Here is a 22,415-nt window from a genome sequence, read left to right on the forward strand (position 1 = left end):
CGCAATAATCCGTTGGAATAACTTAATGTCGCAGAGGCAGACTTAATGTTTGACTACTGCATTAAAGTGCTGCTTTACGACGATTATCACGGACTCAGCATCAAAGGTTGCGACACTCTCAACGTTGTCTACTCGGCTTGATCCAACGCTGGTCAGCAATGGACTCGTAAGTCGAGTTGAAAAAAAGCCCCGCCTGCCGGACTGATGAGCAATTCGACGGGGGCGGTAGAACTCATGTACTGCCCTAGGCTCAAGACCCGGGGGCATGTTTATTGCCTGAAGCAAATCCGCAGGCGAGCCTGCTCGCGATGGCGTCCGGTCAATCACTTGCAGTGTTGAATGGATGACCGTAATCGCGAGCATGCTCACTCCAGGGGCAATAGCGATTCGAGATAACGGTTATTCAAAACCATTCTGCCGATCACGGGCATTTCCAGCCCGTCGTTAGCGTCCTATCTGGTGAACCACGCTGATCGGAACTAGATTTCATTCAGCGCCAGTCAGGCACCCACGCGTTACCCCAAAAAGGATGGATTCGGCTATGAGCATTTTTCAACGCATTGTGCTGTTGCTTAAGGTGTTAGTGATGTTGTCCGTGGGCATGTCGGCGGCATGGGCGGAGTGCCCTGAGCATGGTGAGCAGGTGTCGAGCGGGCAGGTGATACATGCCGGGATGATGATCGCTAAATCTGACTCAGAGCCCGGGAATGAAGATCAGGGCGGCAGCAAGGACGATGACGATTCGACCACTGAAGAGCCTGACACCGACGATGATGAAGGCGACAGCCAGTCTTGATCGACAGGCAAAAGAAAACCTCTTCTACTCCAACTGATGCGCCGTTGGAGTAGAAGAGGTCAGATATCCCTATGGGAGCGAGCCTGCTCGCGATAGCGGACTGTCAGGCACCGTGATGGTGACTGACACACCCTTTTCGTGAGCAGGCTCGCTCCCACATTTTTTCAGGCTGCGCCGTCGAGGAACTGCTCGGCGTAGTGGCAAGCCACCTGGCGGCTGTCGAGCAGGCGCAAGGCTGGCTCTTCGGTGCTGCAGCGCTCGGTTGCGTACGGGCAGCGCTTGTGGAAAGCGCAACCCGACGGCGGGTTCAACGGGTTAGGCAACTCGCCGACGATTTTGATTTTCGGCTTGTTCGGGTCCGGGTGAATGGTCGGCGTGGCCGACAACAGCGCCTGGGTGTACGGGTGCAGAGGGCGCTCGTAGATGTCATTCTTCGGACCCATTTCTACCGGGCGACCGAGGTACATCACCATCACGTCATCAGCAACGTGTTGCACCACTGCCAGGTTGTGGGAGATGAACACGTAGGCGGTGTTGAACTCCTGCTGCAAATCCATGAACAGGTTGAGTACCTGCGCCTGAATCGACACGTCCAGCGCCGAGGTCGGTTCGTCCGCTACCAGCACTTTAGGCTGGAGCATCATCGCGCGGGCGAGGGCGATCCGCTGGCGCTGACCGCCGGAGAACATGTGCGGATAACGCTGGTAGTGCTCAGGACGCAAGCCCACCTGTTTCATCATCGCCTGGACTTTTTCGCGACGTTCGGCCGCCGACAGGTTGGTGTTGATCAGCAAGGGTTCGCCGAGCTGGTCACCGACTTTCTGCCGTGGGTTGAGCGAGGCGTACGGGCTCTGGAACACCATCTGCACGTCTTTGCGCAGCTGCTTGCGCTGGGCCTTGTCGGCACCGGTGACTTCCTGGCCGGCGATTTTCAAGGAGCCGGAGGACGGCTCTTCGATCAGCGTCAACGCACGGGCCAGGGTGGATTTGCCGCAGCCCGACTCGCCTACAACTGCGAGGGTCTTGCCGGCTTCCAGTTCGAAAGACACACCGTTCAGGGCGCGTACGGTCGCATGTCCCTTGAACAGGCCACGGGACACTTCGTAGTGACGGGTCAGGTCGCGGGCGGTAAGTACGACGGCCATTACGCCACCTCCTGATTAAGCGGGTAGAAGCAGCGGGCGAGGCTGTGGCTTTTCGGGTCCAGGGTTGGACGCTGTGCGCGGCAGCTCTCTTGCACGTACGGGCAACGCGGCGACAGCAGGCAACCCTGCGGACGGTCATAACGACCGGGAACAATGCCCGGCAGCGTGGCCAGGCGCGTGGCGCCCAGGCTGTGTTCCGGAATCGCCTTGAGCAATGCTTCGCTGTACGGATGCGCCGGAATGTCGAACAACTGGGGTACTTGACCGACTTCAACCGCTTGGCCGGCGTACATCACGCACACGCGCTGGGCGGTTTCGGCCACGACCGCGAGGTCGTGGGTGATCAGCACCAGGCCCATGTTCTGCTCTTTCTGCAACGCCAGCAGCAGGTCCATGATCTGTGCCTGAATCGTGACGTCCAGTGCCGTGGTCGGTTCGTCGGCGATCAGCAGTTTCGGCTCGCCGGCAATCGCCATGGCGATTGCAACACGCTGGCTCATACCGCCGGACAGTTGGTGCGGGTAGGCGTCCATACGGCTTGCAGCGCCCGGGATTTCGACTTTTTCCAGCAGCTCGATGGCACGCTTGCGCGCTTGCTTGCCGGACATTTTCAGGTGCAGGCGCAGCACTTCTTCGATCTGGAAGCCGACGGTGTAGCTCGGGTTCAGCGCGGTCATCGGGTCCTGGAAGACCATGGCCAGGTCTTTGCCGACGATTTGTCGACGCTGACGGTTGCTGAGCTTGAGCATGTTCTTGCCGTCGAAATTCAGGGCGTCGGCGGTGACGATGCCCGGATGCTCGATCAGGCCCATCAGCGCCATCATGGTCACGGATTTACCCGAACCCGACTCGCCAACGATGGCCAGGACTTCGCCTTTTTCCACGGTGATGTCGAGCCCGTCGACCACCGGAACGGCGTTCTTGTCGCCGAAGCGAACGTTGAGATTCTTGATTTCTAACAGTGACATTTGAATCTCCTCAGGCGGCGTTCTTGAGTTTCGGGTCCAGCGCATCGCGCAGGCCGTCGCCCATCAAGTTGATTGCCAGCACGCTGAGCAAAATGGTCAAACCAGGCAGGCTTACCACCCACCAGGCGCGTTCGATGTAGTCGCGAGCCGAAGCCAGCATGGTGCCCCACTCAGGGGTTGGCGGTTGTACGCCAAGGCCGAGGAAGCCCAGTGCGGCGGCATCGAGAATCGCCGAGGAGAAGCTCAAGGTGGCCTGAACGATCAGCGGTGCCATGCAGTTAGGCAGCACGGTGATGAACATCAGGCGTGGCAGCGTGGCACCGGCCAGGCGCGCGGCGGTCACGTAGTCGCGGTTCAGTTCGCCCATCACCGCGGCGCGGGTCAGACGAACATAGGACGGCAGGGACACCACGGCGATGGCGATAACGGTGTTGATCAGGCCAGGGCCGAGGATGGCGACAATCGCCACAGCCAGCAGCAGGGACGGCAGGGCCAGCATGATGTCCATCAGACGCATGATGGTCGGGCCGAGCAGGCGCGGGAAGAAACCGGCGAACAGGCCCAGCAGGATCCCCGGAATCAGCGACATCACCACCGACGACAAACCGATCAACAGCGACAGGCGCGAGCCCGTGATCAGGCGCGACAGCAGGTCGCGACCCAGTTCATCGGTGCCGAGCAGAAACTGCAACTGCCCACCTTCCAGCCAGGCTGGCGGGGTCAACAGGAAGTCACGGTATTGCTCGCTCGGGTTATGCGGGGCAACCCACGGCGCGAAGATCGCGCAGAAAATTACCAGCAACATGAACATCAGGCCGGCGACGGCGCCTTTGTTGCGCGAAAACGCGTGCCAGAATTCTTTGTACGGGGACGGATACAGCAGGCTTTGATCGACTGCTACCGCTGGAGTTGGAGTGGTCATGGTCATGATCTCAGCGCTGGTGACGGATGCGTGGGTTGGCAAAGCCGTAGAGGATGTCCACTACGAAATTGACCACAATCACCAGGCAGGCGATTAGCAGGATGCCGTTTTGCACGACTGGATAGTCTCGGGCGCCAATGGCTTCGATCAGCCATTTGCCGATGCCGGGCCACGAAAAGATCGTTTCGGTCAGAACCGCACCGGCCAGCAGCGTGCCGACTTGCAGGCCGACCACCGTCAATACCGGAATCAGCGCGTTGCGCAGGCCGTGCACGAACACCACGCGCGACGGCGACAGGCCTTTGGCGCGGGCGGTACGGATGTAGTCTTCACGCAGCACTTCGAGCATCGACGAACGGGTCATCCGCGCAATAACCGCCAGCGGGATGGTACCGAGCACGATGGCCGGCAGGATCAGGTGATGCAGGGCATCGAAGAACGCACCGACGTCATCGGCCAGCAGCGTGTCGATGAGCATGAAGCCGGTGCGCGGCTCGATGTCATAGAGCAGGTCGATCCGCCCGGACACCGGGGTCCAGCCCAGGCTCACCGAGAAGAACATGATCAGGATCAGGCCCCACCAGAAGATCGGCATCGAGTATCCCGCCAGGGAGATGCCCATCACCCCATGGTCGAACAGGGATCCTCGCTTGAGTGCCGCAATCACCCCGGCCAGGAGGCCCAGGATGCCGGCGAACAACAGGGCGGCCATGGACAGTTCCAGGGTCGCGGGGAATAGAGAAGTGAATTCGCTCCACACGCTTTCACGGGTACGCAGCGATTCGCCGAGGTCGCCGTGAGCCAGCTTGCCGATGTAGTCCATGTATTGGGCATACAGCGGTTTGTTCAGACCAAGGCGTTCCATTGCCTGAGCATGCATTTCGGGGTCGACTCGACGTTCGCCCATCATTACTTCCACGGGGTCGCCAGGAATCATGCGAATCAACGCGAAAGTCAGCAAGGTGATGCCGAAGAACGTGGGGATCAATAACCCCAATCGGCGGGCAATAAAACTAAACATCTTGTGGTGTACCTCATCAGCCGGTTAGGCGTGCCCGGTGTCCCTGGAGTCAGGGACACCGGGAGTTTTCTTATTTACTTCACCTGGGTGGTGGCGAAGTTATTCGTGGTAAGCGGGCTAATGTGATAGCCCTCTACGTTGTTGCGCATTGCAGTAAACATACGGGTGTGCGCCATGCTGATCCATGGCTGGTCCTGATTGAAAACCTCCTGGGCTTGCTCGTAGAGCGCTGCACGTTCCGTCGGGTTCACTTTAGCTCGGGCTTCGTCGATCAGCGTCTGGAATTTCTCGTTGCACCAGCGCGCGTAGTTTTCGCCGTTCTTGGCTGCTTCGCAACTCAGCATAGGCGTCAGGAAGTTATCCGGGTCGCCGTTATCACCCGCCCATCCGGCGGAAACCATGTCGTGCTCGCCGTTTTTCGCACGTTTGAGCATTTCGCCCCATTCCATGACGCGAATATCGAGGTTGATCCCGACCTGAGCCAGGTCAGCCTGCATCATCTGCGCACCGAGCATCGGGTTCGGGTTGGTCGTCCCGCCGCCGTTGCGGGTAAACAGTGTAAACGTAGTGCCTTCTGGTACGCCCGCTTCCTTGAGCAAGGCGCGGGCCTTGTCCAGGTCACGCGGTGGATTTTTCAGGGCGTGGTTGTAACCCAGCAGGGTGTCCGGGTACGGATTGACTGCCACGGTCGCATTGCCTTTGCCGAACAGCGCGTTGACATAGGCGGCCTTGTCGAACGCGATGTCGATGGCTTTACGCACGCGCACATCGCTCATGTATTTGTGCGAGGTGTTCATCGCGATGTACGAAACGGTCATCGCGTTCAGCTCATCAACCTTCAGGTTGGTGTCTTTCTTGATGCTCGGGATGTCATCGGGCTTGGGATACAGCGCGATCTGGCATTCGTTGGCCTTGAGTTTTTGCAGGCGCACATTGTTGTCGGTAGCAATCGCCAGAATCAAGGCTTCAGCGGGTGGCTTGCCACGGAAATACTCCGGGTTGGCCTTGAAACGAACCTGAGCGTCCTTGTTGTAACGCTGGAACACGAACGGGCCGGTGCCTATTGGTTTGTTATTCAGGTCGCCGGCCTTGTTCGTCTTGAGCAACTGGTCGGCGTATTCGGCGGAATAGATCGAGGAGAACGCCATGGCGATGTCCGCCAGGAACGGCGCTTCGCGACGGGTCAGGGTGAATTTGACGGTGTTATCGTCGACTTTCTCGACGTTTTTGAGCAGTTCTTTGAAACCCATGCTTTCAAAGTACGGGAAGCCCACGCTCGACAGTTTGTGCCATGGGTGATTCGGGTCCAGCTGACGCTGGAAGCTCCAGACAACGTCGTCGGCGTTCATGTCGCGGGTCGGCTTGAAGTAATCGGTGGTGTGAAACTTGACGCCTTTGCGCAGGTGGAACGTGTAAGTCAGACCGTCTTCACTGATGTCCCAGGAGTCGGCCAGCGCCGGAATCACCTCGGTGCTGCCGGGCTTGAAGTCCGCCAGGCGATTGAAGATGGTTTCGGCCACGGCATCGGCAGTGACTGCAGTTGTGTACTGGACCATATCGAAGCCTTCCGGGCTGGCTTCGGTGCAGACCACCAGGGGTTTGGCCGCGACGCCAACGGCGACACTCAGCAACGCGGCCGTGATGGCCGCACGTAGGGGAAGCATTTTCATCAAGAACCCTCTGCAATCGGTTAAAGGACAAAACCCAAAGGCTGATTCGTCACTGAACCAGCCGTTGGGCAGGTGCATCACAAAATATTGAACGGAATGGTAGTCACGAGGCGGAACTCGTTGATGTTGCCATCACCCTGGTTTTCGCTGGCACGGTGAGCGGTGTAGGTCACGCGAACAGTGGTGGCCTGGAACGGGCCGCTCTGAATGGCGTACGTAGAACCGATGCCGTATTCGTAATGATGTTCGTTGTCCATGTTCTTAACGTCGTAGGCCGTGCCGGTGTAGTGAGTACCGTTGATGTCCCAGCCACGCGCCTGGTAGATGTTGAACTTCAGGCCAGGCACGCCGTATTCGGCCATGTTCAGGCCATAGGCCACCTGGAAGGATTTCTCGTTCGGGCCGTTGAAGTCCGACAGCAGGGAGTTGGCCAGGTAGATGCCGTTGGTTTCGTGCAGGTAGTCGAAGTACTCGTTACCTTCCACTTGCTGGTACGAGAAGGTCAGGGTATGAGCCTGGTGAGTCAGGCCGAACGACAGGGAGTAAGTGTCGTTGTCGATGTTGCCGAGCAGGGCCTTACCTTCTTCCTGGGTTTTGTAGTAGTTCAGGCCGGAGGTCAGGCTAAGCACCTGGCTGTCACCCAGGATGTGAGTGGCGCCGAAATAGTATTGGTTCCAGATATCTTCGGCCTGGGTCGCCCACAGGCTGGTGGTCAGGCTGGCGAATGGTGTGAAGGTGATACCGCCGGTGTAAACATGATCGGTTTCAACGAAGCCGTTGGCGTATTCGGTACGGAATTTACTCAGGCTTTCTTCGGTTCGCGGTGAGTTGCGATCGAACGTGCCCAGGTCGAATGCCAGGTTGTTCAGCTCTTCGCTGTGGATCGCCACACCCTGGAAGCTCGAAGGCAGCGCACGGTTGCCGATGACATCGACCATCGGGCTGCTGAAGTTCATGCGGCCGGCGGTCAGGGTGGTGTTGGAGACGCGGGCCTTGACGTTGGCCAGGCCCAGCTTGCTCCACTGACCTTGAGCGTCGCCGCCCTCTTTGGTCAGGGTACGGTTGTTGCCCGCGCCTGGACGGGTGCCCGGTGCGCCACCGTTGTTGGAAGCCAGGCTCTTGCGGTCACGTTCCAGAGCAACCTCGTTGTAGGCGCCCACTTCAGTGCTCAAGCCCACAGCGCCTTGGGTGAAGCCCGAGTTGTACCTGACGATGGTGCCTTGAACCCAGTTGATACGGCGATCCGTCGGGGTGGCTACACCGTTTTTGAGGTAAGTGAACTTGCTGCCACGATGCAATTGTTCATTGGCGTACCAGTTGCGCGTGGTGCCGCTGATGGACTGGCCTTCGACAAAGCCGGTTGCGTCGGCTTGTGCGCTTTTGGTGTTGACCGTGACCGGGGTGAATTCCTGGCTCTGGGTTTCTGCGTAAGCCGTGGCGGTTATGCTGCTGATGGCCAGGGCCAATATCGCGCTGCTGCTCAGGTTCATGGGTGAAGCTCCTTAGTATTTTTTTTATTAATGCCGGTCTTATTGGGTGATCCGGCTATTTGGTTTAGAACGCAAACAAGGCTTCGCAAACGTTTGCTGTGCGCCTGCCTGGCGAATTTCGGCAATACGCTTGCGTGAGGGCGCAATGCGCCCCCAGCGTTCTGGCTAATCGGTTATTGGTCGATACTGACGCCCGAGAACACATTGCGGCCGAAGGGGCTGACTTTGAACCCTTCGACTTTGGTGCTTAACGGCTGGTTAACCGTCGAGTGGGCGACTGGCGTGATGGGTACCTGTTGTTTGAGGTACTGCTGCGCCTGTTTGTAGAGCACGGTGCGCTGGTCCCGGTCGGTGACGACCTTGGCCTGCTTGATCAGCTTGTCGTAAGCCGGATCGCACCACATGGAGTAGTTGTTGCCACCAATGGCGTCGCAGCTGTAAAGCGTGCCGAGCCAGTTGTCCGGGTCCCCATTGTCACCGGTCCAGCCGATCAGGCTGATGTCGTGTTCGCCATTCTTGGTGCGCTTGATGTACTCGCCCCATTCGTAGCTGACGATCTTCACTTTGAGACCGATTTTTGCCCAGTCAGCCTGGAGCATTTCGGCCATCAACTTGGCGTTCGGGTTGTAAGGGCGCTGAACGGGCATCGCCCACAGGGTGATTTCGGTGCCTTCTTTCACGCCGGCAGCCTTGAGCAATTCCTTGGCTTTTTCCGGATTGTAGGCGGCGTCTTTAATCGTTTCGTCGTAAGACCATTGGGTCGGCGGCATGGCGTTGACGGCCAATTGCCCGGCACCTTGGTAGACGGCGTTGAGAATGCTTTGCTTGTTCACCGCCATGTCCAGCGCCTGACGCACTTCGAGCTGGTCGAAAGGCTTGTGTCGAACGTTGTAGGCGATGTAACCCAGGTTGAAGCCAGGCTTCTCGATGAGCTGAAGTTTGCTGTCGTTCTTCAGCGCAGTCACATCGGCAGGGCGCGGATGCAGGGTGATCTGGCACTCGTTGGCCTTGAGTTTCTGCACGCGCACCGAAGCGTCGGTGTTGATGGCGAAAATCAGGTTGTCGAGCTTGACCCGGCTCGGGTCCCAGTACTGCTTGTTGCCGGTGTAACGGATGTTGGAGTCTTTCTGGTAACTCTTGAATACGAATGGGCCCGTGCCGATCGGCTTCTGGTTGATGTCGCTCGGCTTGCCTTCGGCCAGCAGCTTGTCGGCGTATTCGGCGGACAGGATAGCAGCGAAGCTCATGGCGATATTCTGGATGAACGCGGCGTCGACGCTGTTGAGCGTCATGACCACGGTCAGCGGCCCGGTCTTTTCGACCTTGGCGATGTTCTTGTTCAGGCTCATCCCGTTGAAATACGGGAACTCGGTCGGATAAGCCTTACGGAAAGGTTGTTGCGGGTCGAGCATGCGATTAAACGTGAACAGCACGTCATCGGCGTTGAGGTCGCGGGTCGGCGTGAAGTATGGGGTGGTATGAAATTTCACCCCTTCGCGCAGGTGGAAGGTGTACGTAAGGCCGTCCCCGGAAATATCCCAGCTCGTGGCCAGGCCCGGTACGACGTTGGTCGCGCCTTTTTCAAACTCTGCCAAACGGTTGTACAGCGGCTCGGCGGCGTCGTTATCGGTCGCAGTGGTGTACTGCGCCGTGTCGAAACCGGCGGGGCTGCCTTCGGAGCAGAACACCAGACTGTTACTGGCGGCCTGGGTGATGGAAGTGGCGGCCAACAGGCCGGTGCCCAGCAATGCGGATAAAACCAAGGTATGGCGCATGATGCTCCCTCTTATCGTTCACGAGTGTTATGACAATGAGCCGCCGTCCCGTCCTGGAACGTGGAGGATCATTGATTTCAAACCCTGCTTGCAGCAAAACCGAGAGCCCACGCATGAGCTGGTCAGATCCCGACGGTAGGGGCCGTGGGTCTGGCAGTAAATGCGTAGAGTCCTAAAGACTCGTAGGAAATGGCAACGCGTCCGATGCGACAGCAGTAGTGCGCGACGGAATTGGGTGTAAGAGATTTCCTACTTTGTCGGCAGATAAAACAACGGCGACGTCAGAAACGTCGCCGTTGCAAAACCTTACTTGCTGACGCTGACGCCGTAGAAGGAGTTCAAGCCAAACGGGCTGATCTTGAAGTCCTGCACGTTGTCGCGCATAGGTTGGAACACCGTCGAGTGAGCGATAGGTGTCATAGGAACTGCATCTTTGAGCACGTGTTGAGCCTGTTTGTACAGGTCAGTGCGCTTGGCCTGATCGGTCGTGCGCTTGGCTTCCTTGACGATGCCGTCAAACTTCTTGTCGCACCACTTGGAGAAGTTGTTGCCTTCCAGCGAATCGCAGCCGAACAGCACGTTCAGCCAGTTGTCCGGATCACCATTGTCGCCGCTCCAGCCAATCAGCATCGCCTGGTTTTCGCCACCTTTGGAGCGCTTGATGTACTCGCCCCACTCGTAGCTCTGAATCTTGACCTTGAGACCGATCTTGGCCCAGTCGGACTGGAGCATTTCTGCCATCAGCTTGGCGTTCGGGTTGTACGGACGCTGTACCGGCATCGCCCAGAGAACGATTTCGGTGCCTTCTTTCACGCCGGCTTCCTTGAGCAGCTCTTTGGCTTTCTCAGGGTTGTACGGCGCATCCTTGATGGTGGTGTCGTAGGACCACTGGGTCGGAGGCATGGCGTTGACGGCCAGTTGGCCGGCGCCCTGGTACACGGAGTCGATGATCTGTTGCTTGTTGACGGCCATGTCCAGTGCCTGGCGAACCTTCAGGTCGGCCAACGGGTTTGCATCGGTTTGACCCTTGACCTTGTCCATCACGTTGTAGGCGATGTAACCCAGGTTGAAACCAGCCTGGTTAGGCACTTTCAGGGTCTTGTCTTCTTGCAGCGCCTTCAGGTCGGCTGGACGTGGGAACAGAGTGATTTGGCACTCGTTCTTCTTCAGCTTCTGGATACGCACCGACGGGTCGGTGGTGATGGCGAAGATCAGGTTGTCGATCTTCACGTCGTCCGGCTTCCAGTAGTCCTTGTTCCCGGTGTAGCGGATGTTGGAGTCTTTCTGGTAGCTCTTGAACACGAACGGACCAGTGCCGACCGGCTTCTGGTTGATGTCGGCGGCTTTGCCTTCTTTCAGCAGCTGGGCTGCGTACTCGGCGGACTGGAGCGAGGCGAAGCTCATGGCCATGTTCTGGATGAACGCGGCATCAACTTCCTTGAGGGTGAACTTGACGGTTTTGTCGTCGACTTTATCGATCTTGGTGATGTTGGTGTCCATCCCCATGTCGGTGAAGTACGGGAATTCGGTCGGGTACGCTTTGCGGAACGGATCATCCTTGTTAATCATGCGATTAAAGGTGAACAGCACGTCGTCGGCGTTGAACTCGCGAGTCGGCTTGAAGTACGGGGTGGTGTGGAACTTGACGCCGTCGCGCAGGTGGAAGGTGTACGTCAGGCCGTCATCGGAGATGTCCCAACTGGTCGCCAGACCAGGAATCACGGCGGTGCCGCCGCGTTCGAACTGGGTCAGGCGGTTGAACATGGTTTCTGCAGAGGCGTCGAAGTCGGTACCGGTGGTGTATTGACCTGGATCGAAACCGGCCGGGCTCCCTTCGGAGCAGAACACCAGGTTAGTCGCGGCTTGGGCGAAGGGTGCGCTAGCTAACAAGCTGGCGCCGAGTAAAAACGGAATGACCGCGTTTTTAAGCATGGTGGCCTCATGATTGTGGCTTTTTTGGAATTATAGGACGACCTCGTGAGCCGACCCTGCGGATACTTATGCAGGGGCCATACCCAATGCAAGATCCCGAGTGGCTACAAGCCTTAAACGGTGGCACGAACGTACCTTAATGTCGCATATGTGTAAATCCACGCGCATTTGACCGTTTGCGCAGGTTTTTTTCGGTGCAACCGGGCGCACCGGTGCAGGGCAATTGCTTCGTGTTGCGCACTCGGTTGGCGCGCGGTGTTACTTATTTATACCCGCAGTTTGGGGGCAACCGCCGCTGCTTTCGGTAGCGCCTCAGGGATGATAGAACATGACTGCTACCCCGTATTTGTTTGTGTCCACATTTCCAAAAGGTGGTAGCTGGCTTGTTGGGTCGCCGCATCGCTGCGATGGCGGCCTGACAGCCGACCAGTCTCTTGCAGGTGTACATATCCATTCCTGCGGTAACGGCCGCGTATGGTTTCGCTCTTACGGCGAGTCCCTTTTGTCAAACGCCACAAAAGGAACCAAAAAGGCTCGCCCCGAGCGTCCGGCCCCTCGCCTGGGCTCGGCGTTCCTTCGCTCCGGTATCCATCCGTGGACACTGCCCTCCGGTCGGCTTCGCTTCGACCTACATGCAGCGTGTTCGACTGCGTCGAACGGCGCTGCGCGCCACTCCCCGGATGAACACCTCCACTCAGCCTCCCGAAGGGGCGGGTGGATCAAGATCAAGAGCTGAAGGCGAGCTAACACTCGGCCTGATGAGGGGTGAAGAGCGGCGGGTGTACGCCGATTCATTGTAGGAGCTGGCTTGCCAGCGAAGGCGGCCTGACTGCCGACCAATCCCTTTCTGCTGCCCTCCGACTGATCGTTCCCACGCTCCCGCTTGGGATTGCAGCCAGGAACGCTCAGCGTTCCATTTTTGTGTTGAACGATGTGTAAGAAACGCAGCGCTTTCCCACGCATTTTTCAGGTTGCCGGGTAGGAAGCGGTCCTTCTAACCTTTGGCCGTCGCTGCGATTTCAGCGATCGGGCGTGGAAACCTGGAACTCTTAGTAGCCGCATAGCTGGACCATCGTAATCGTTGCCGACGTCTTCTTTCGTCTGCAAACTGCGTCATGGCGGCTGTGCGTGGGCAGACTTCGGTCTGGCCGGGTCCTACTAACCGGTATTTCCACCCTGCGTGCAGCCGCCACCTATTTGTCGTGTGGAAACGACATTGGATGGCTCCCATTTATAAGTAGGAGTATTCCATGGATAAGTTAATCCCCGATCCGCCCACCACGCCCGAAACCGAAGCCGAAGACTTACGCGCCGAGACGTTGCTCAAAGACCGCGAAGCCATAAAACGCGCGCTCGATTACTACCTCGATCCCCCCTCGCAATACACCGAAAAACCCCGCCGCCCCAGCACGATGTACATGATCGCCCGAACATGGACACCGAAAGCCTGCTGGCCCAAGCCTGCGAGTCACTGGCATCCGCCAGTGTCATGATCAGTGATTTCGCCACCCACCTGATCGGCCCGCAGCGCAACACCGTGTTGGCGATTCAGCAGATCATCATGCTGGCGGAGCTGGCGGTGAATCGGGCGCTGGATAACGTGGATCCGCAGGGCTGATCAAAGACCGCGTTATCGTTCATCGCAGCGGTGCCGGATCACCCAGAACAGAATTTGCTGGTTCAACCGGGCTTTTGGCAGGCAATAAAAAACGGCGACCACTCCAGTAATCGCCGTTTTTTATGTACGGGGTTATCGAATCAAGGCATCAACACTTCAATCGCCCCATCCGCCGTCATGCTGACCTGACTCGTGCCCGCCTCAACATCCGGTGTCACTGGCGCTGCATCCATCGCGGCGGCTTTCATCATCATTGGGCCGCGCATGTACGGTTGTGGATAACCGTTGCTGTTCAAGTTCAGGTTCACGATTTTGTAGCTCTTGCCGCCCAACGCATCCGTTGCCAATTGCGCGCGAGCCTTGAAGGCGGTCACGGCTTCTTTAAGCAGCGCATCTTCACTGGCCTTGCGCGTTGGCGTGGCGATGGCGAAGTCCATGCCGCCCATTTTCAGGTCGGTGAGCAGTTCGCCGGTCAGTTTCGACAGGGCGGCGAAGTCCGAGCTTTCCAGGCGCAGTTCGGCGCGTTCGCGCCAGCCGGTGATTTTCTGGCCCTTGGTGTCGTAGATCGGGTAGCTGTTGCGGCTGCCCTGGCGCAGGGTGATGTCTTTGACCTGTTTGGCCTGGGCCAGCGCTTTGTTCATGGTGGTGCTGACGTCGGCGGCGAGTTTGGCCGGGTCGGTGTTTTGGTCTTCGGTGTAGAGGGTTACGATCATCAGGTCGCGCGCCACTTCCTGGCTGACTTCGGCGCGCAGGGAAATCTGGTTGTAGTGCAGCTCGTCGGCGGCCAAGGCCGGGAGGCTGGCGAGGGTGCCGACACTCAGGGCGAGAAGGGCGGTGCAGCGGCGCGATGTGTGCATGAAAAGCTCCTTGGGCGGTGCGCAGGTGTTGGGTCCGAGCCTGCGTGAAACCATCAGACTCTACCTTTGATGATCCGGTTCGCACAGTTACAACTTCTATACAGATGGATTGCCAGTGACCGCTGCGCGGTCAATCGCGAGCAGGCTCGCACAGGGGGAATGCATTTCAATGTGGGAGCGAGCCTGCTCGCGAAGGCGGTCTTATAGACGCCACCATCCTTTTTGCCATGTGGCTGTTTGCCGCACTTTTGCCTGCCAACCCCCATGCTTGGTTATACTCCGTGCGATCCGCCTGGAGCGCTCATCAGGAGAGCTCATGCTCGCCCCCGTTCAAATCACTTCTGCCACTCGCCAGAACCTCTGGCGGCTCACGTTTATCCGCACATTAGTCCTCGCCGCTCAGGCAGGTTCCGTGGGGTTGGCCTACTGGTTCGACCTGCTGCCGCTGCCGTGGGTGCAGCTGGCAATGACCCTCGGGTGTTCGATGCTGCTGTGCGTGTTCACGGCGGTTCGATTGCGTACGTCATGGCCAGTAACCGAGCTCGAATACGCGCTGCAACTGGCCTGCGACCTGTTTATCCACAGTGCCCTGCTGTATTTCTCCGGTGGCTCGACCAACCCGTTCGTCTCTTATTACCTGGTGCCGCTGACCATCGCCGCGGTGACGTTGCCATGGCGCTATTCGGTGATTCTGTCCGGTATCGCGTTGACGATGTACACCTTGCTGCTCGTGCGTTTTTATCCACTGCAAACCTTCCCGATCGCCCGGGAAAACCTGCAGGTCTACGGGATGTGGCTGAGCTTCGCGCTGGCTGCGGCGGTGATTACGTTTTTCGCCGCGCGCATGGCCGAAGAGCTGCGCCGACAGGAGGAGCTGCGTGCCATTCGTCGTGAGGAAGGCCTGCGTGATCAGCAATTGCTGGCCGTAGCGACGCAAGCGGCAGGCGCGGCTCATGAACTGGGCACGCCGCTGGCGACCATGAGCGTGTTGCTCAAGGAGATGCGTCAGGACCATCACGACCCGTTGTTGCAGGACGATTTGAGCGTGTTGCAGGATCAGGTCAAGCTCTGCAAAGAAACCTTGCAGCAACTGGTGCGCGCCGCCGAGGCCAATCGCCGCTTGGCGGTGGAGATGCAGGACGTCACCGACTGGCTCGACGAAGCGCTGAACCGCTGGCACCTGATGCGCCCGGAGGCCAGTTACCGCTTCCAGCGCCAGGGCCAAGGCACCGTGCCGCGCATGGCGCCGCCGCCCGACCTGACCCAAGCGCTACTGAATTTGCTGAACAACGCCGCCGATGCGTGCCCCGAAGGGCTGCAAGTGACGTTGGACTGGAACGCCGAAGACCTGACCATCAGCATCCGTGACCACGGTGCCGGTGTGCCGCTGGCCATCGCCGAACAGATCGGCAAACCGTTTTTTACCACCAAAGGCAAAGGTTTCGGCCTGGGCCTGTTTTTGAGCAAGGCCAGCGTGACACGCGCCGGCGGCTCAGTGAAACTCTACAGTCATGAGGAAGGCGGCACGCTCACCGAGCTGCGCCTGCCCCGTGTCGCCCGAGGAGACGAACATGAGTGACGAGATCCAAGTAGAAGGCGAAGAACTGCCGCATTTGCTGTTGGTCGACGACGATGCAACCTTCACCCGCGTAATGGCCCGCGCCATGGCCCGCCGTGGTTTTCGCGTCAGCACCGCAGGCTCTGCCGAAGAAGGCCTGACCATCGCCCAGGCCGATCTGCCGGATTACGCCGCGCTGGACCTGAAAATGGACGGTGACTCGGGTTTGGTCTTGCTGCCCAAGCTGCTTGAGCTGGACCCGGAAATGCGCGTGGTGATCCTCACCGGTTATTCGAGCATCGCCACCGCCGTCGAAGCGATCAAGCGCGGCGCCTGTAATTACCTGTGCAAACCGGCCGACGCCGACGACGTGCTGGCCGCGCTGCTGTCCAAGCACGCCGACCTCGATACCCTGGTGCCGGAAAACCCGATGTCGGTGGACCGTTTGCAGTGGGAACACATTCAGCGCGTGCTGACCGAGCACGAAGGCAACATCTCTGCCACGGCCCGCGCCCTGGGCATGCACCGCCGAACCCTGCAGCGCAAATTGCAGAAACGTCCGGTCCGCCGCTGAACGGACGCTGAACGATCATCGCCAGCCCTCGCGATAACCCGAACCGATCAACTATGATCGGTTTGTGTGTGTTCTTTTCCCTATCGAGCCTTATCCATGAATCAGAACGCTGAATATTCCGCGGTCAACGATGCCGTGCGCGGGCAGTTTTTCCGCAAGGTCTGGGCGATCATCACGCCCTACTGGCGAAGTGAAGAGAAGGTCAAGGCCTGGACCCTGCTGATCGCGGTGATTGCGTTGTCGCTGATCAGCGTGGGGATCTCGGTGTGGTTCAACACTTGGTACAAGGATTTTTACAACGCCCTGCAAAAGAAAGATGAAGCGGCCTTCTGGCAGCTGATTCTGTATTTCTGTGCGATTGCAGCGGTGGCGATTGTTGGTGCGGTGTACCGGCTCTATTTGACGCAGATGCTGACCATCCGCTGGCGAGCGTGGCTGACCGAGAAACACTTCGCCCGTTGGCTTGGCAACAAAAACTACTACCAGCTGGAGCAGGGCGGTTACACCGATAACCCGGACCAGCGGATTTCTGAAGACCTCAACAACTTCACTTCGAACACCCTGGAGCTGGGCATTGGGTTGCTTCGCAACATTGTCAGTCTGGTGTCGTTCTCGATCATTCTGTGGGGCGTGTCGGGCAGTATTGAAGTGTTTGGTTTTACCATTCCCGGCTATATGTTCTGGTGTGTGCTGGTCTATGCCGTGGTCGGTAGCTGGCTGACGCACTTGATCGGTCGTCGCTTGATCGGCCTGAACAACCAACAACAACGCTTTGAAGCCGACCTGCGTTTCTCCATGGTCCGGGTTCGCGAGAATGCCGAAAGTATTGCGCTGTATAACGGCGAACCGAACGAAAATCGTCGCTTGAGCAGCCGTTTCGGCATGGTCTGGCACAACTTCTGGGACATCATGAAAGTGTCCAAGCGCCTGACTTTCTTTACGGCGGGTTATACCCAGGCGGCCATCATCTTTCCGTTCATGGTTGCCGCACCGCGTTACTTCGCGGGCAAGATTGAACTCGGGGAGCTGATGCAGATCAGTTCGGCGTTCGGCAATGTTCAAGAGAGTTTCAGCTGGTTTATCAGTGCGTACCAGAACCTTGCATCATGGCGCGCTACCTGTGATCGTCTGCTGAGTTTCCGTCAGGCCATGACTGAAAATGAAGAGCGCCAGCCGGCCATTGACGTACAGAATCAGGGCAATGAACTGAAGATCCACAACCTCGGCCTCGATCTGGCGGACGGCCGCCATCTGCTGACCAACGCCGACATGACGGTGGAAGAGGGCGAGCGTGTCATGCTCAGCGGTCGTTCCGGCAGCGGAAAGTCGACCTTGTTGCGTGCGATGGGGCATCTGTGGCCGGCGGGCCACGGCAGTATTCGTCTGCCATCGGCGCGCTACCTGTTCCTGCCACAAAAGCCGTACTTGCCGATTGGCAGCCTGCGTGAAGCGTTGAGTTATCCACAGTCTGGCGATACCTATTCGCAGGAGCGCTACGTCCACGTGCTGGAAACCTGCCGATTGCCGCATCTTGTTGGACGTCTGGATGAAGCGAACCACTGGCAGCGCATGCTCTCGCCGGGTGAGCAGCAACGTTTGGCGTTTGCCCGTGCGCTGCTGTATGCACCGCAATGGCTGTACATGGACGAAGCGACCTCGGCGATGGATGAAGAGGATGAGGCGTCGCTGTATCAGGCGTTGATCGATGAAATACCGGGGCTGAGCATTGTCAGCGTCGGGCATCGCAGCAGCCTGAAACGTTTTCATCCACGGCATGTTCGTATCGAGAACGGCCATTTAATGGACCAGACCGTGACCGCATAAACACTGCAATCCCTGCAGGAGCAAGGCTTGCCCGCGATGGCCACAACTCGGTCTATCCGAACGAGCGCGTTATCGTTCATCGCGGGCAAGCCTTGCTCCTACACCGACGGTGATCGTACAACCGCGTTGAGCTATGATGCGGATTCAGCCGAATTTTCGAGACAAATGTTCAACATGGAAAACCCGAACGACGCACCACGCCTCCCTCGCAAGCGCCGCAGCCTCGCACAGGAACTGGTGACGGTGCTGTCCGAGCAGATCCGCGACGGTCACCTCAAGCGCGGCGACAAATTGCCCACCGAGTCGGCGATCATGGACGCCCATGGCGTCAGCCGCACCGTGGTGCGCGAAGCGATTTCCCGCTTGCAGGCAGCCGGGCAGGTTGAAACCCGCCATGGCATCGGCACCTTCGTGCTCGATACCCCGAGCCCAAGCGGTTTCCGTATCGACCCGGCGACGGTGGTCACCCTGCGTGACGTGCTGGCGATTCTGGAACTGCGCATCAGTCTCGAAGTGGAATCCGCCGGCCTCGCCGCGCAACGCCGTAGCCCCGAACAGCTTGGTTTAATGAGAGCCGCACTGGACGCCCTCAACGAAAGCGCTTCCCATGCCAGCGATGCGGTCGCCTCGGACTTCCAGTTCCATCTGCAAATCGCGCTGGCGACCGGTAACCGCTACTTCACCGACATCATGACCCACCTGGGCACCAGCATCATCCCGCGCACGCGGCTGAACTCGGCGCGCCTGGCCCATGACGACCAGCAGCACTACATGAATCGTCTGAGCCGTGAACACGAAGAGATTTACGACGCCATCGCCCGCCAGGATTCCGATGCGGCGCGGGCAGCGATGCGCTTGCACCTGACCAACAGCCGCGAGCGGCTGCGCCATGCGCATGAAGAGGCTGAGGCGCAGCGGGGGTAAATGCTTGGGGTGCGGTCGAGGCCGACGCCTTTTGCCGCAACGCAAAGGCGCCCAGCTCAAGTTGACGGGTTACTCTACAATCGGTGCGACAACCACCTCAGAGTCGTTGCTTTCAATTGAGTATTTGATCGTTGCCGTTTTGCCCGCATGCAGCTTGAAGTTCGCGTTATCGAGGATGAACTTGAGTGCTGAGCCCTCGACCAGTTTGAACTCACTCCAATCCACCCCGGTAATCACGCTGAAATGGGCAGTAAGTTTTGTGTCTTGGGCGAATGGGGTTGTGTCGACTTTGATCACCACACCGTCGCTGTTTTTTCTCACGGAAATCTTATTGTCAGGGAGAGCCTGACCTTCGCGATTTTCCAGAATGGGAGCGGGATAGGTTTTGGATTGAGTTGTCATGATCAGCGGTCCTTTACTGGTTTGGGGGGGGCATGCGTTACCCACCATTTATGCTATTCACTGCACCTGCCAGACTACTGTCATAAATAACAGTTCAGACGAGTGGTGAATATGTAAAGGCAGTTGCTCGCGAAGAGTCGCGAGCAGGCTCTCTCCCTCAGGCGATTTTCAGTAAACACACTATGGGTGTTCACCCTCGATCAATTGTGGGAGCGAGCCTGCTCGCGATGGGGCCATTAGCTTCAGCCAGTTTTCAGAATCGAACGATCCACCCGCACGGCCAACTGTGCCGCCGCAGATTTAACATCGAACGTCACACTTCCATGTTGATCCACAACCCCACGAGCAATCGGCATCCCTTTGGACAACAACTCCAGCGGCGCCCCCTTAAGCGATTGCCCCGAAGCCAGTTCCAGTGTCAATTTGATAGTCATCATCGATCTCCTTATCAGGCAACGTTGCCAGTGGGTGCGTAGTCCTTGAGCAGCAAGTAAGTGCTCCAGCCCCACCAGTCGTCGATGGTGGCGGTATCGTTCAGGTTGTTGACGTCCTTGCGTCGCAGCACTTTGTTGCCCTCGACCTTGAACAGTGGCGAGAAATTGCCCGCCGGGTTCAGCACGGCTTGCAGGTCCGGCAACTTTTTCAAGGCGCTGAAATGGCCGGGCAGCGGTGCGACGCCGCTGAGATACGCCGCGAAAATTTCATCCGCAGAAAGCTGTACCGCTTGATTAACCTGGAGCCGGTTGGCGCTGTCGATCGCATCGAAATAACGCTTGTCGCCGTAGGCTCGCCATTGGTCGCCGTTGCCGTTGCGTACATTGAGGCCGAACTTGCTGTCTTCATCGTGCATGAAGCGGGTGATCAGCGAGCCTAGGTCACTGGGCGTGACCACTGCCGCCAGCTGTTTGCGGGGGACGCGCAAGTGGCCGGCGGAAAACAGGTCGGTCAGGTAGTGATCAGCAAAGGCATTCATCGCGTAGGCGATTTCCAGCTGTTTTTCATCACCACTGTTTTTCGCCAGCACCGCTTGCTGCACGGCTGCTGTGTGGCCTGCGATATAGGCTGCCAGTGCCCCTTCGGCAAAGTGGTCAGAATTGTTCGCGGCCAGTTTCAGATAACGCCCCAACGGGAACAAAGCCGAGACAAAACTGCCGCCACCGGTAATCTTGTTCCACTCTTCCGACAACGTATCTCCGAGGGCGTCATAGACCTCGTGAGGTTGTTTACCGTCCCGGATCGCCTGGTTAACCGCGGCGATTTCCTTTTGCATGACGGCGAGGATCTGCTTCGCCTCGGCATTGGAGGCCGGCAGAACGGCGAGGGAGTTAAAGGCGTTGGCAAAACGCTGGACGCGATCAGCAGCCGTCGCGCCATTACTGATGGGCTGATCGGGAATGCCATAAAAATCACCCCCCAGCGCAACGACTTGGCCATAGGTCAGCGCCAGGCCGTTGGGCAGGTGCAGCTCAACCTGCGCTGCTGGAATGGCGGGGGCATCCTTGACGAAACGCAGCAGCGTGGTGTCGCCGATTGCGGTGTGCTCACCCCCCTCGAAACGCAGCTGAGGCTGGCCTTTCAAGGCATACACGGATGCTGAGGCGGACGTTGGAGGTGCTGCGTTGTGTTGCTCGCCAAGGCGCAGAACCAAGTGTTCGTTGGCGCGGATGGTGATGCCGTCCTCGGTAAAAAGATCATCCAGATTGGCAATGACCTGATTGGGGGTTTCCTGCGGTTTTGTGTGTAGACCTGACATTTCTTTCTCCTTGATATGCCATCGGTACAAACTCATCTAACTGTATGCATATACAGTTGTTTCGATCATAGATGAGAAATTTCCTACGTCAAGAAAATACTTGTCCCACACAAAAACTGCAGACGGCGATGAAATGCAGTTGACGGTTATTATTTAAGTTGTACGATGACCTACAACTAGGCGAAAGCTGAACGGTTTTCTCACACACACACACAAACGTTGCTACCCAGGGTGTTCGAATAATGAATCCACAAGAACTGAAGTCCATCCTCTCTTCCGGTCTGCTGTCTTTCCCGGTTACCGATTTCAATGCTCAGGGCGACTTCCATCGCGCGGGCTATATCAAACGTCTCGAATGGCTGGCCCCATACGGCGCCTCGGCACTGTTCGCCGCGGGCGGCACCGGTGAGTTCTTCTCTCTGGCGGCCAGCGAATATTCGGAAATCATCAAGACTGCCGTCGACACCTGCGAAACCAGCGTGCCGATTCTGGCTGGCGTGGGCGGTTCGACCCGTCAAGCCATTGAATACGCACAGGAAGCCGAGCGTCTGGGCGCCAAGGGCCTGTTGTTGCTGCCGCACTACCTGACCGAAGCCAGCCAGGACGGCGTTGCCGCCCACGTTGAAGCCGTGTGCAAATCGGTAAAAATCGGCGTGGTGGTTTACAACCGTAACGTCTGCCGCCTGACCGCTCCGCTGCTGGAACGTCTGGCCGAGCGTTGCCCGAACCTGATCGGTTACAAGGATGGCCTGGGCGATATCGAGCTGATGGTGTCGATCCGTCGTCGCCTCGGTGATCGTTTCAGCTACCTGGGTGGTTTGCCGACCGCCGAAGTTTACGCAGCGGCTTACAAGGCCCTGGGTGTGCCGGTTTACTCCTCGGCGGTGTTCAACTTCATCCCGAAAACCGCGATGGATTTCTACCACGCCATCGCTCGCGAAGATCACGCCACCGTCGGCAAGATCATCGACGACTTCTTCCTGCCGTACCTGGACATCCGTAACCGCAAAGCCGGTTATGCCGTGAGCATCGTCAAGGCCGGGGCAAAAATTGCCGGCTATGACGCAGGTCCTGTGCGTGCACCGCTGACCGATCTGACGGCCGAAGAGTACGAAATGCTCGCCGCGCTGATCGACAAGCAAGGTGCGCAATAACACATCCGATTTAATAAGGCCGCTGAGTGATC

At 58.1% G+C, this 22,415-nt stretch carries 18 protein-coding genes and 1 pseudogene; 7 read left to right on the top strand and 12 right to left on the bottom strand.

What is annotated here, in order from left to right; translation table 11 throughout:
• Nucleotides 1-541: 541 nt before the first annotated feature.
• Nucleotides 542-796 carry a hypothetical protein gene (locus ACA048_RS04095; protein WP_497628036.1) on the top strand — a complete coding sequence of 85 codons (255 nt, stop codon included), beginning with the start codon at nt 542-544 and terminating at the stop codon, nt 794-796.
• A gap of 164 nt (nt 797-960) precedes the next feature.
• On the opposite strand, the gene ACA048_RS04100 is transcribed toward ACA048_RS04095, so the two are convergent.
• The 8 genes from ACA048_RS04100 to ACA048_RS04135 form a co-directional block, all read right to left on the bottom strand.
• Nucleotides 961-1,941, bottom strand: a complete 981-nt coding sequence (locus ACA048_RS04100; protein WP_046045819.1) for a peptide ABC transporter ATP-binding protein — start codon at nt 1,939-1,941, stop codon at nt 961-963.
• Nucleotides 1,941-2,909: an ABC transporter ATP-binding protein gene (locus ACA048_RS04105; RefSeq protein WP_497628037.1), complete on the bottom strand. Its 969-nt coding sequence runs from the start codon at nt 2,907-2,909 to the stop codon at nt 1,941-1,943. The genes ACA048_RS04100 and ACA048_RS04105 overlap by 1 nt, the downstream gene beginning before the upstream one ends.
• Before the next feature lie 10 nt (nt 2,910-2,919).
• Nucleotides 2,920-3,831 carry an ABC transporter permease subunit gene (locus tag ACA048_RS04110; protein WP_497628038.1) on the bottom strand — a complete coding sequence of 304 codons (912 nt, stop codon included), beginning with the start codon at nt 3,829-3,831 and terminating at the stop codon, nt 2,920-2,922.
• A 10-nt stretch (nt 3,832-3,841) separates the two neighbouring features.
• Nucleotides 3,842-4,852, bottom strand: a complete 1,011-nt coding sequence (locus tag ACA048_RS04115; protein WP_140664146.1) for an ABC transporter permease subunit — start codon at nt 4,850-4,852, stop codon at nt 3,842-3,844.
• Nucleotides 4,853-4,926: 74 nt separating this feature from the next.
• Nucleotides 4,927-6,522, bottom strand: coding sequence for an ABC transporter substrate-binding protein (locus tag ACA048_RS04120; protein WP_497628040.1), 1,596 nt, complete (start codon nt 6,520-6,522; stop codon nt 4,927-4,929).
• A 77-nt stretch (nt 6,523-6,599) separates the two neighbouring features.
• Entirely contained in the window at nt 6,600-8,012 is a 1,413-nt protein-coding gene (locus ACA048_RS04125; RefSeq protein WP_497628041.1) for an OprD family outer membrane porin, read from the bottom strand.
• A gap of 173 nt (nt 8,013-8,185) precedes the next feature.
• Entirely contained in the window at nt 8,186-9,787 is a 1,602-nt protein-coding gene (locus ACA048_RS04130) for an ABC transporter substrate-binding protein (RefSeq protein ID WP_497628042.1), read from the bottom strand.
• A 306-nt stretch (nt 9,788-10,093) separates the two neighbouring features.
• Nucleotides 10,094-11,719, bottom strand: coding sequence for an ABC transporter substrate-binding protein (locus tag ACA048_RS04135; protein ID WP_497628043.1), 1,626 nt, complete (start codon nt 11,717-11,719; stop codon nt 10,094-10,096).
• A 1,250-nt stretch (nt 11,720-12,969) separates the two neighbouring features.
• Between ACA048_RS04135 and ACA048_RS04140 the strand changes: the two are divergent.
• Nucleotides 12,970-13,337, top strand: a pseudogene (locus ACA048_RS04140) (DUF6124 family protein).
• Nucleotides 13,338-13,477: 140 nt separating this feature from the next.
• Here the strand turns inward: ACA048_RS04140 and ACA048_RS04145 are convergent.
• The gene (locus ACA048_RS04145) at nt 13,478-14,194 is read right to left on the bottom strand and encodes an SIMPL domain-containing protein (protein ID WP_497628044.1); all 717 of its coding nucleotides are present in this window, start codon (nt 14,192-14,194) and stop codon (nt 13,478-13,480) included.
• 316 nt (nt 14,195-14,510) lie between these two features.
• Between ACA048_RS04145 and ACA048_RS04150 the strand changes: the two genes are divergently transcribed.
• The 4 genes from ACA048_RS04150 (at nt 14,511) to ACA048_RS04165 (ending at nt 19,074) form a co-directional block, all read left to right on the top strand.
• Nucleotides 14,511-15,773 carry an ATP-binding protein gene (locus tag ACA048_RS04150; RefSeq protein ID WP_497628045.1) on the top strand — a complete coding sequence of 421 codons (1,263 nt, stop codon included), beginning with the start codon at nt 14,511-14,513 and terminating at the stop codon, nt 15,771-15,773.
• A complete protein-coding gene (locus ACA048_RS04155; protein ID WP_497628046.1) occupies nt 15,766-16,326 on the top strand; it encodes a response regulator transcription factor in 561 nt (186 codons plus the stop codon). The genes ACA048_RS04150 and ACA048_RS04155 overlap by 8 nt, the downstream gene beginning before the upstream one ends.
• A 96-nt stretch (nt 16,327-16,422) precedes the next feature.
• Nucleotides 16,423-18,150, top strand: a complete 1,728-nt coding sequence (locus tag ACA048_RS04160; protein WP_497628047.1) for an ABC transporter ATP-binding protein/permease — start codon at nt 16,423-16,425, stop codon at nt 18,148-18,150.
• Between the two features lie 174 nt (nt 18,151-18,324).
• A complete protein-coding gene (locus ACA048_RS04165) occupies nt 18,325-19,074 on the top strand; it encodes a FadR/GntR family transcriptional regulator (protein WP_497629796.1) in 750 nt (249 codons plus the stop codon).
• A 69-nt stretch (nt 19,075-19,143) separates the two neighbouring features.
• On the opposite strand, the gene ACA048_RS04170 is transcribed toward ACA048_RS04165, so the two are convergent.
• The 3 genes from ACA048_RS04170 to ACA048_RS04180 form a co-directional block, all read right to left on the bottom strand.
• On the bottom strand, nt 19,144-19,476 hold the full coding sequence (locus tag ACA048_RS04170) for a hypothetical protein (protein WP_497628048.1): 333 nt from the start codon (nt 19,474-19,476) through the stop codon (nt 19,144-19,146).
• A gap of 242 nt (nt 19,477-19,718) precedes the next feature.
• Nucleotides 19,719-19,910: a hypothetical protein gene (locus tag ACA048_RS04175; protein ID WP_497628049.1), complete on the bottom strand. Its 192-nt coding sequence runs from the start codon at nt 19,908-19,910 to the stop codon at nt 19,719-19,721.
• Nucleotides 19,911-19,924: 14 nt separating this feature from the next.
• Complete coding sequence (locus ACA048_RS04180; protein ID WP_497628050.1) at nt 19,925-21,229, bottom strand: phospholipase; 1,305 nt, start codon at nt 21,227-21,229, stop codon at nt 19,925-19,927.
• A gap of 242 nt (nt 21,230-21,471) precedes the next feature.
• Between ACA048_RS04180 and kdgD the strand changes: the two genes are divergently transcribed.
• Nucleotides 21,472-22,383, top strand: a complete 912-nt coding sequence (gene kdgD, locus ACA048_RS04185; RefSeq protein ID WP_497628051.1) for a 5-dehydro-4-deoxyglucarate dehydratase — start codon at nt 21,472-21,474, stop codon at nt 22,381-22,383.
• Nucleotides 22,384-22,415 lie beyond the last annotated feature (32 nt).

Source organism: Pseudomonas sp. LBUM1659 (assembly GCF_059716045.1).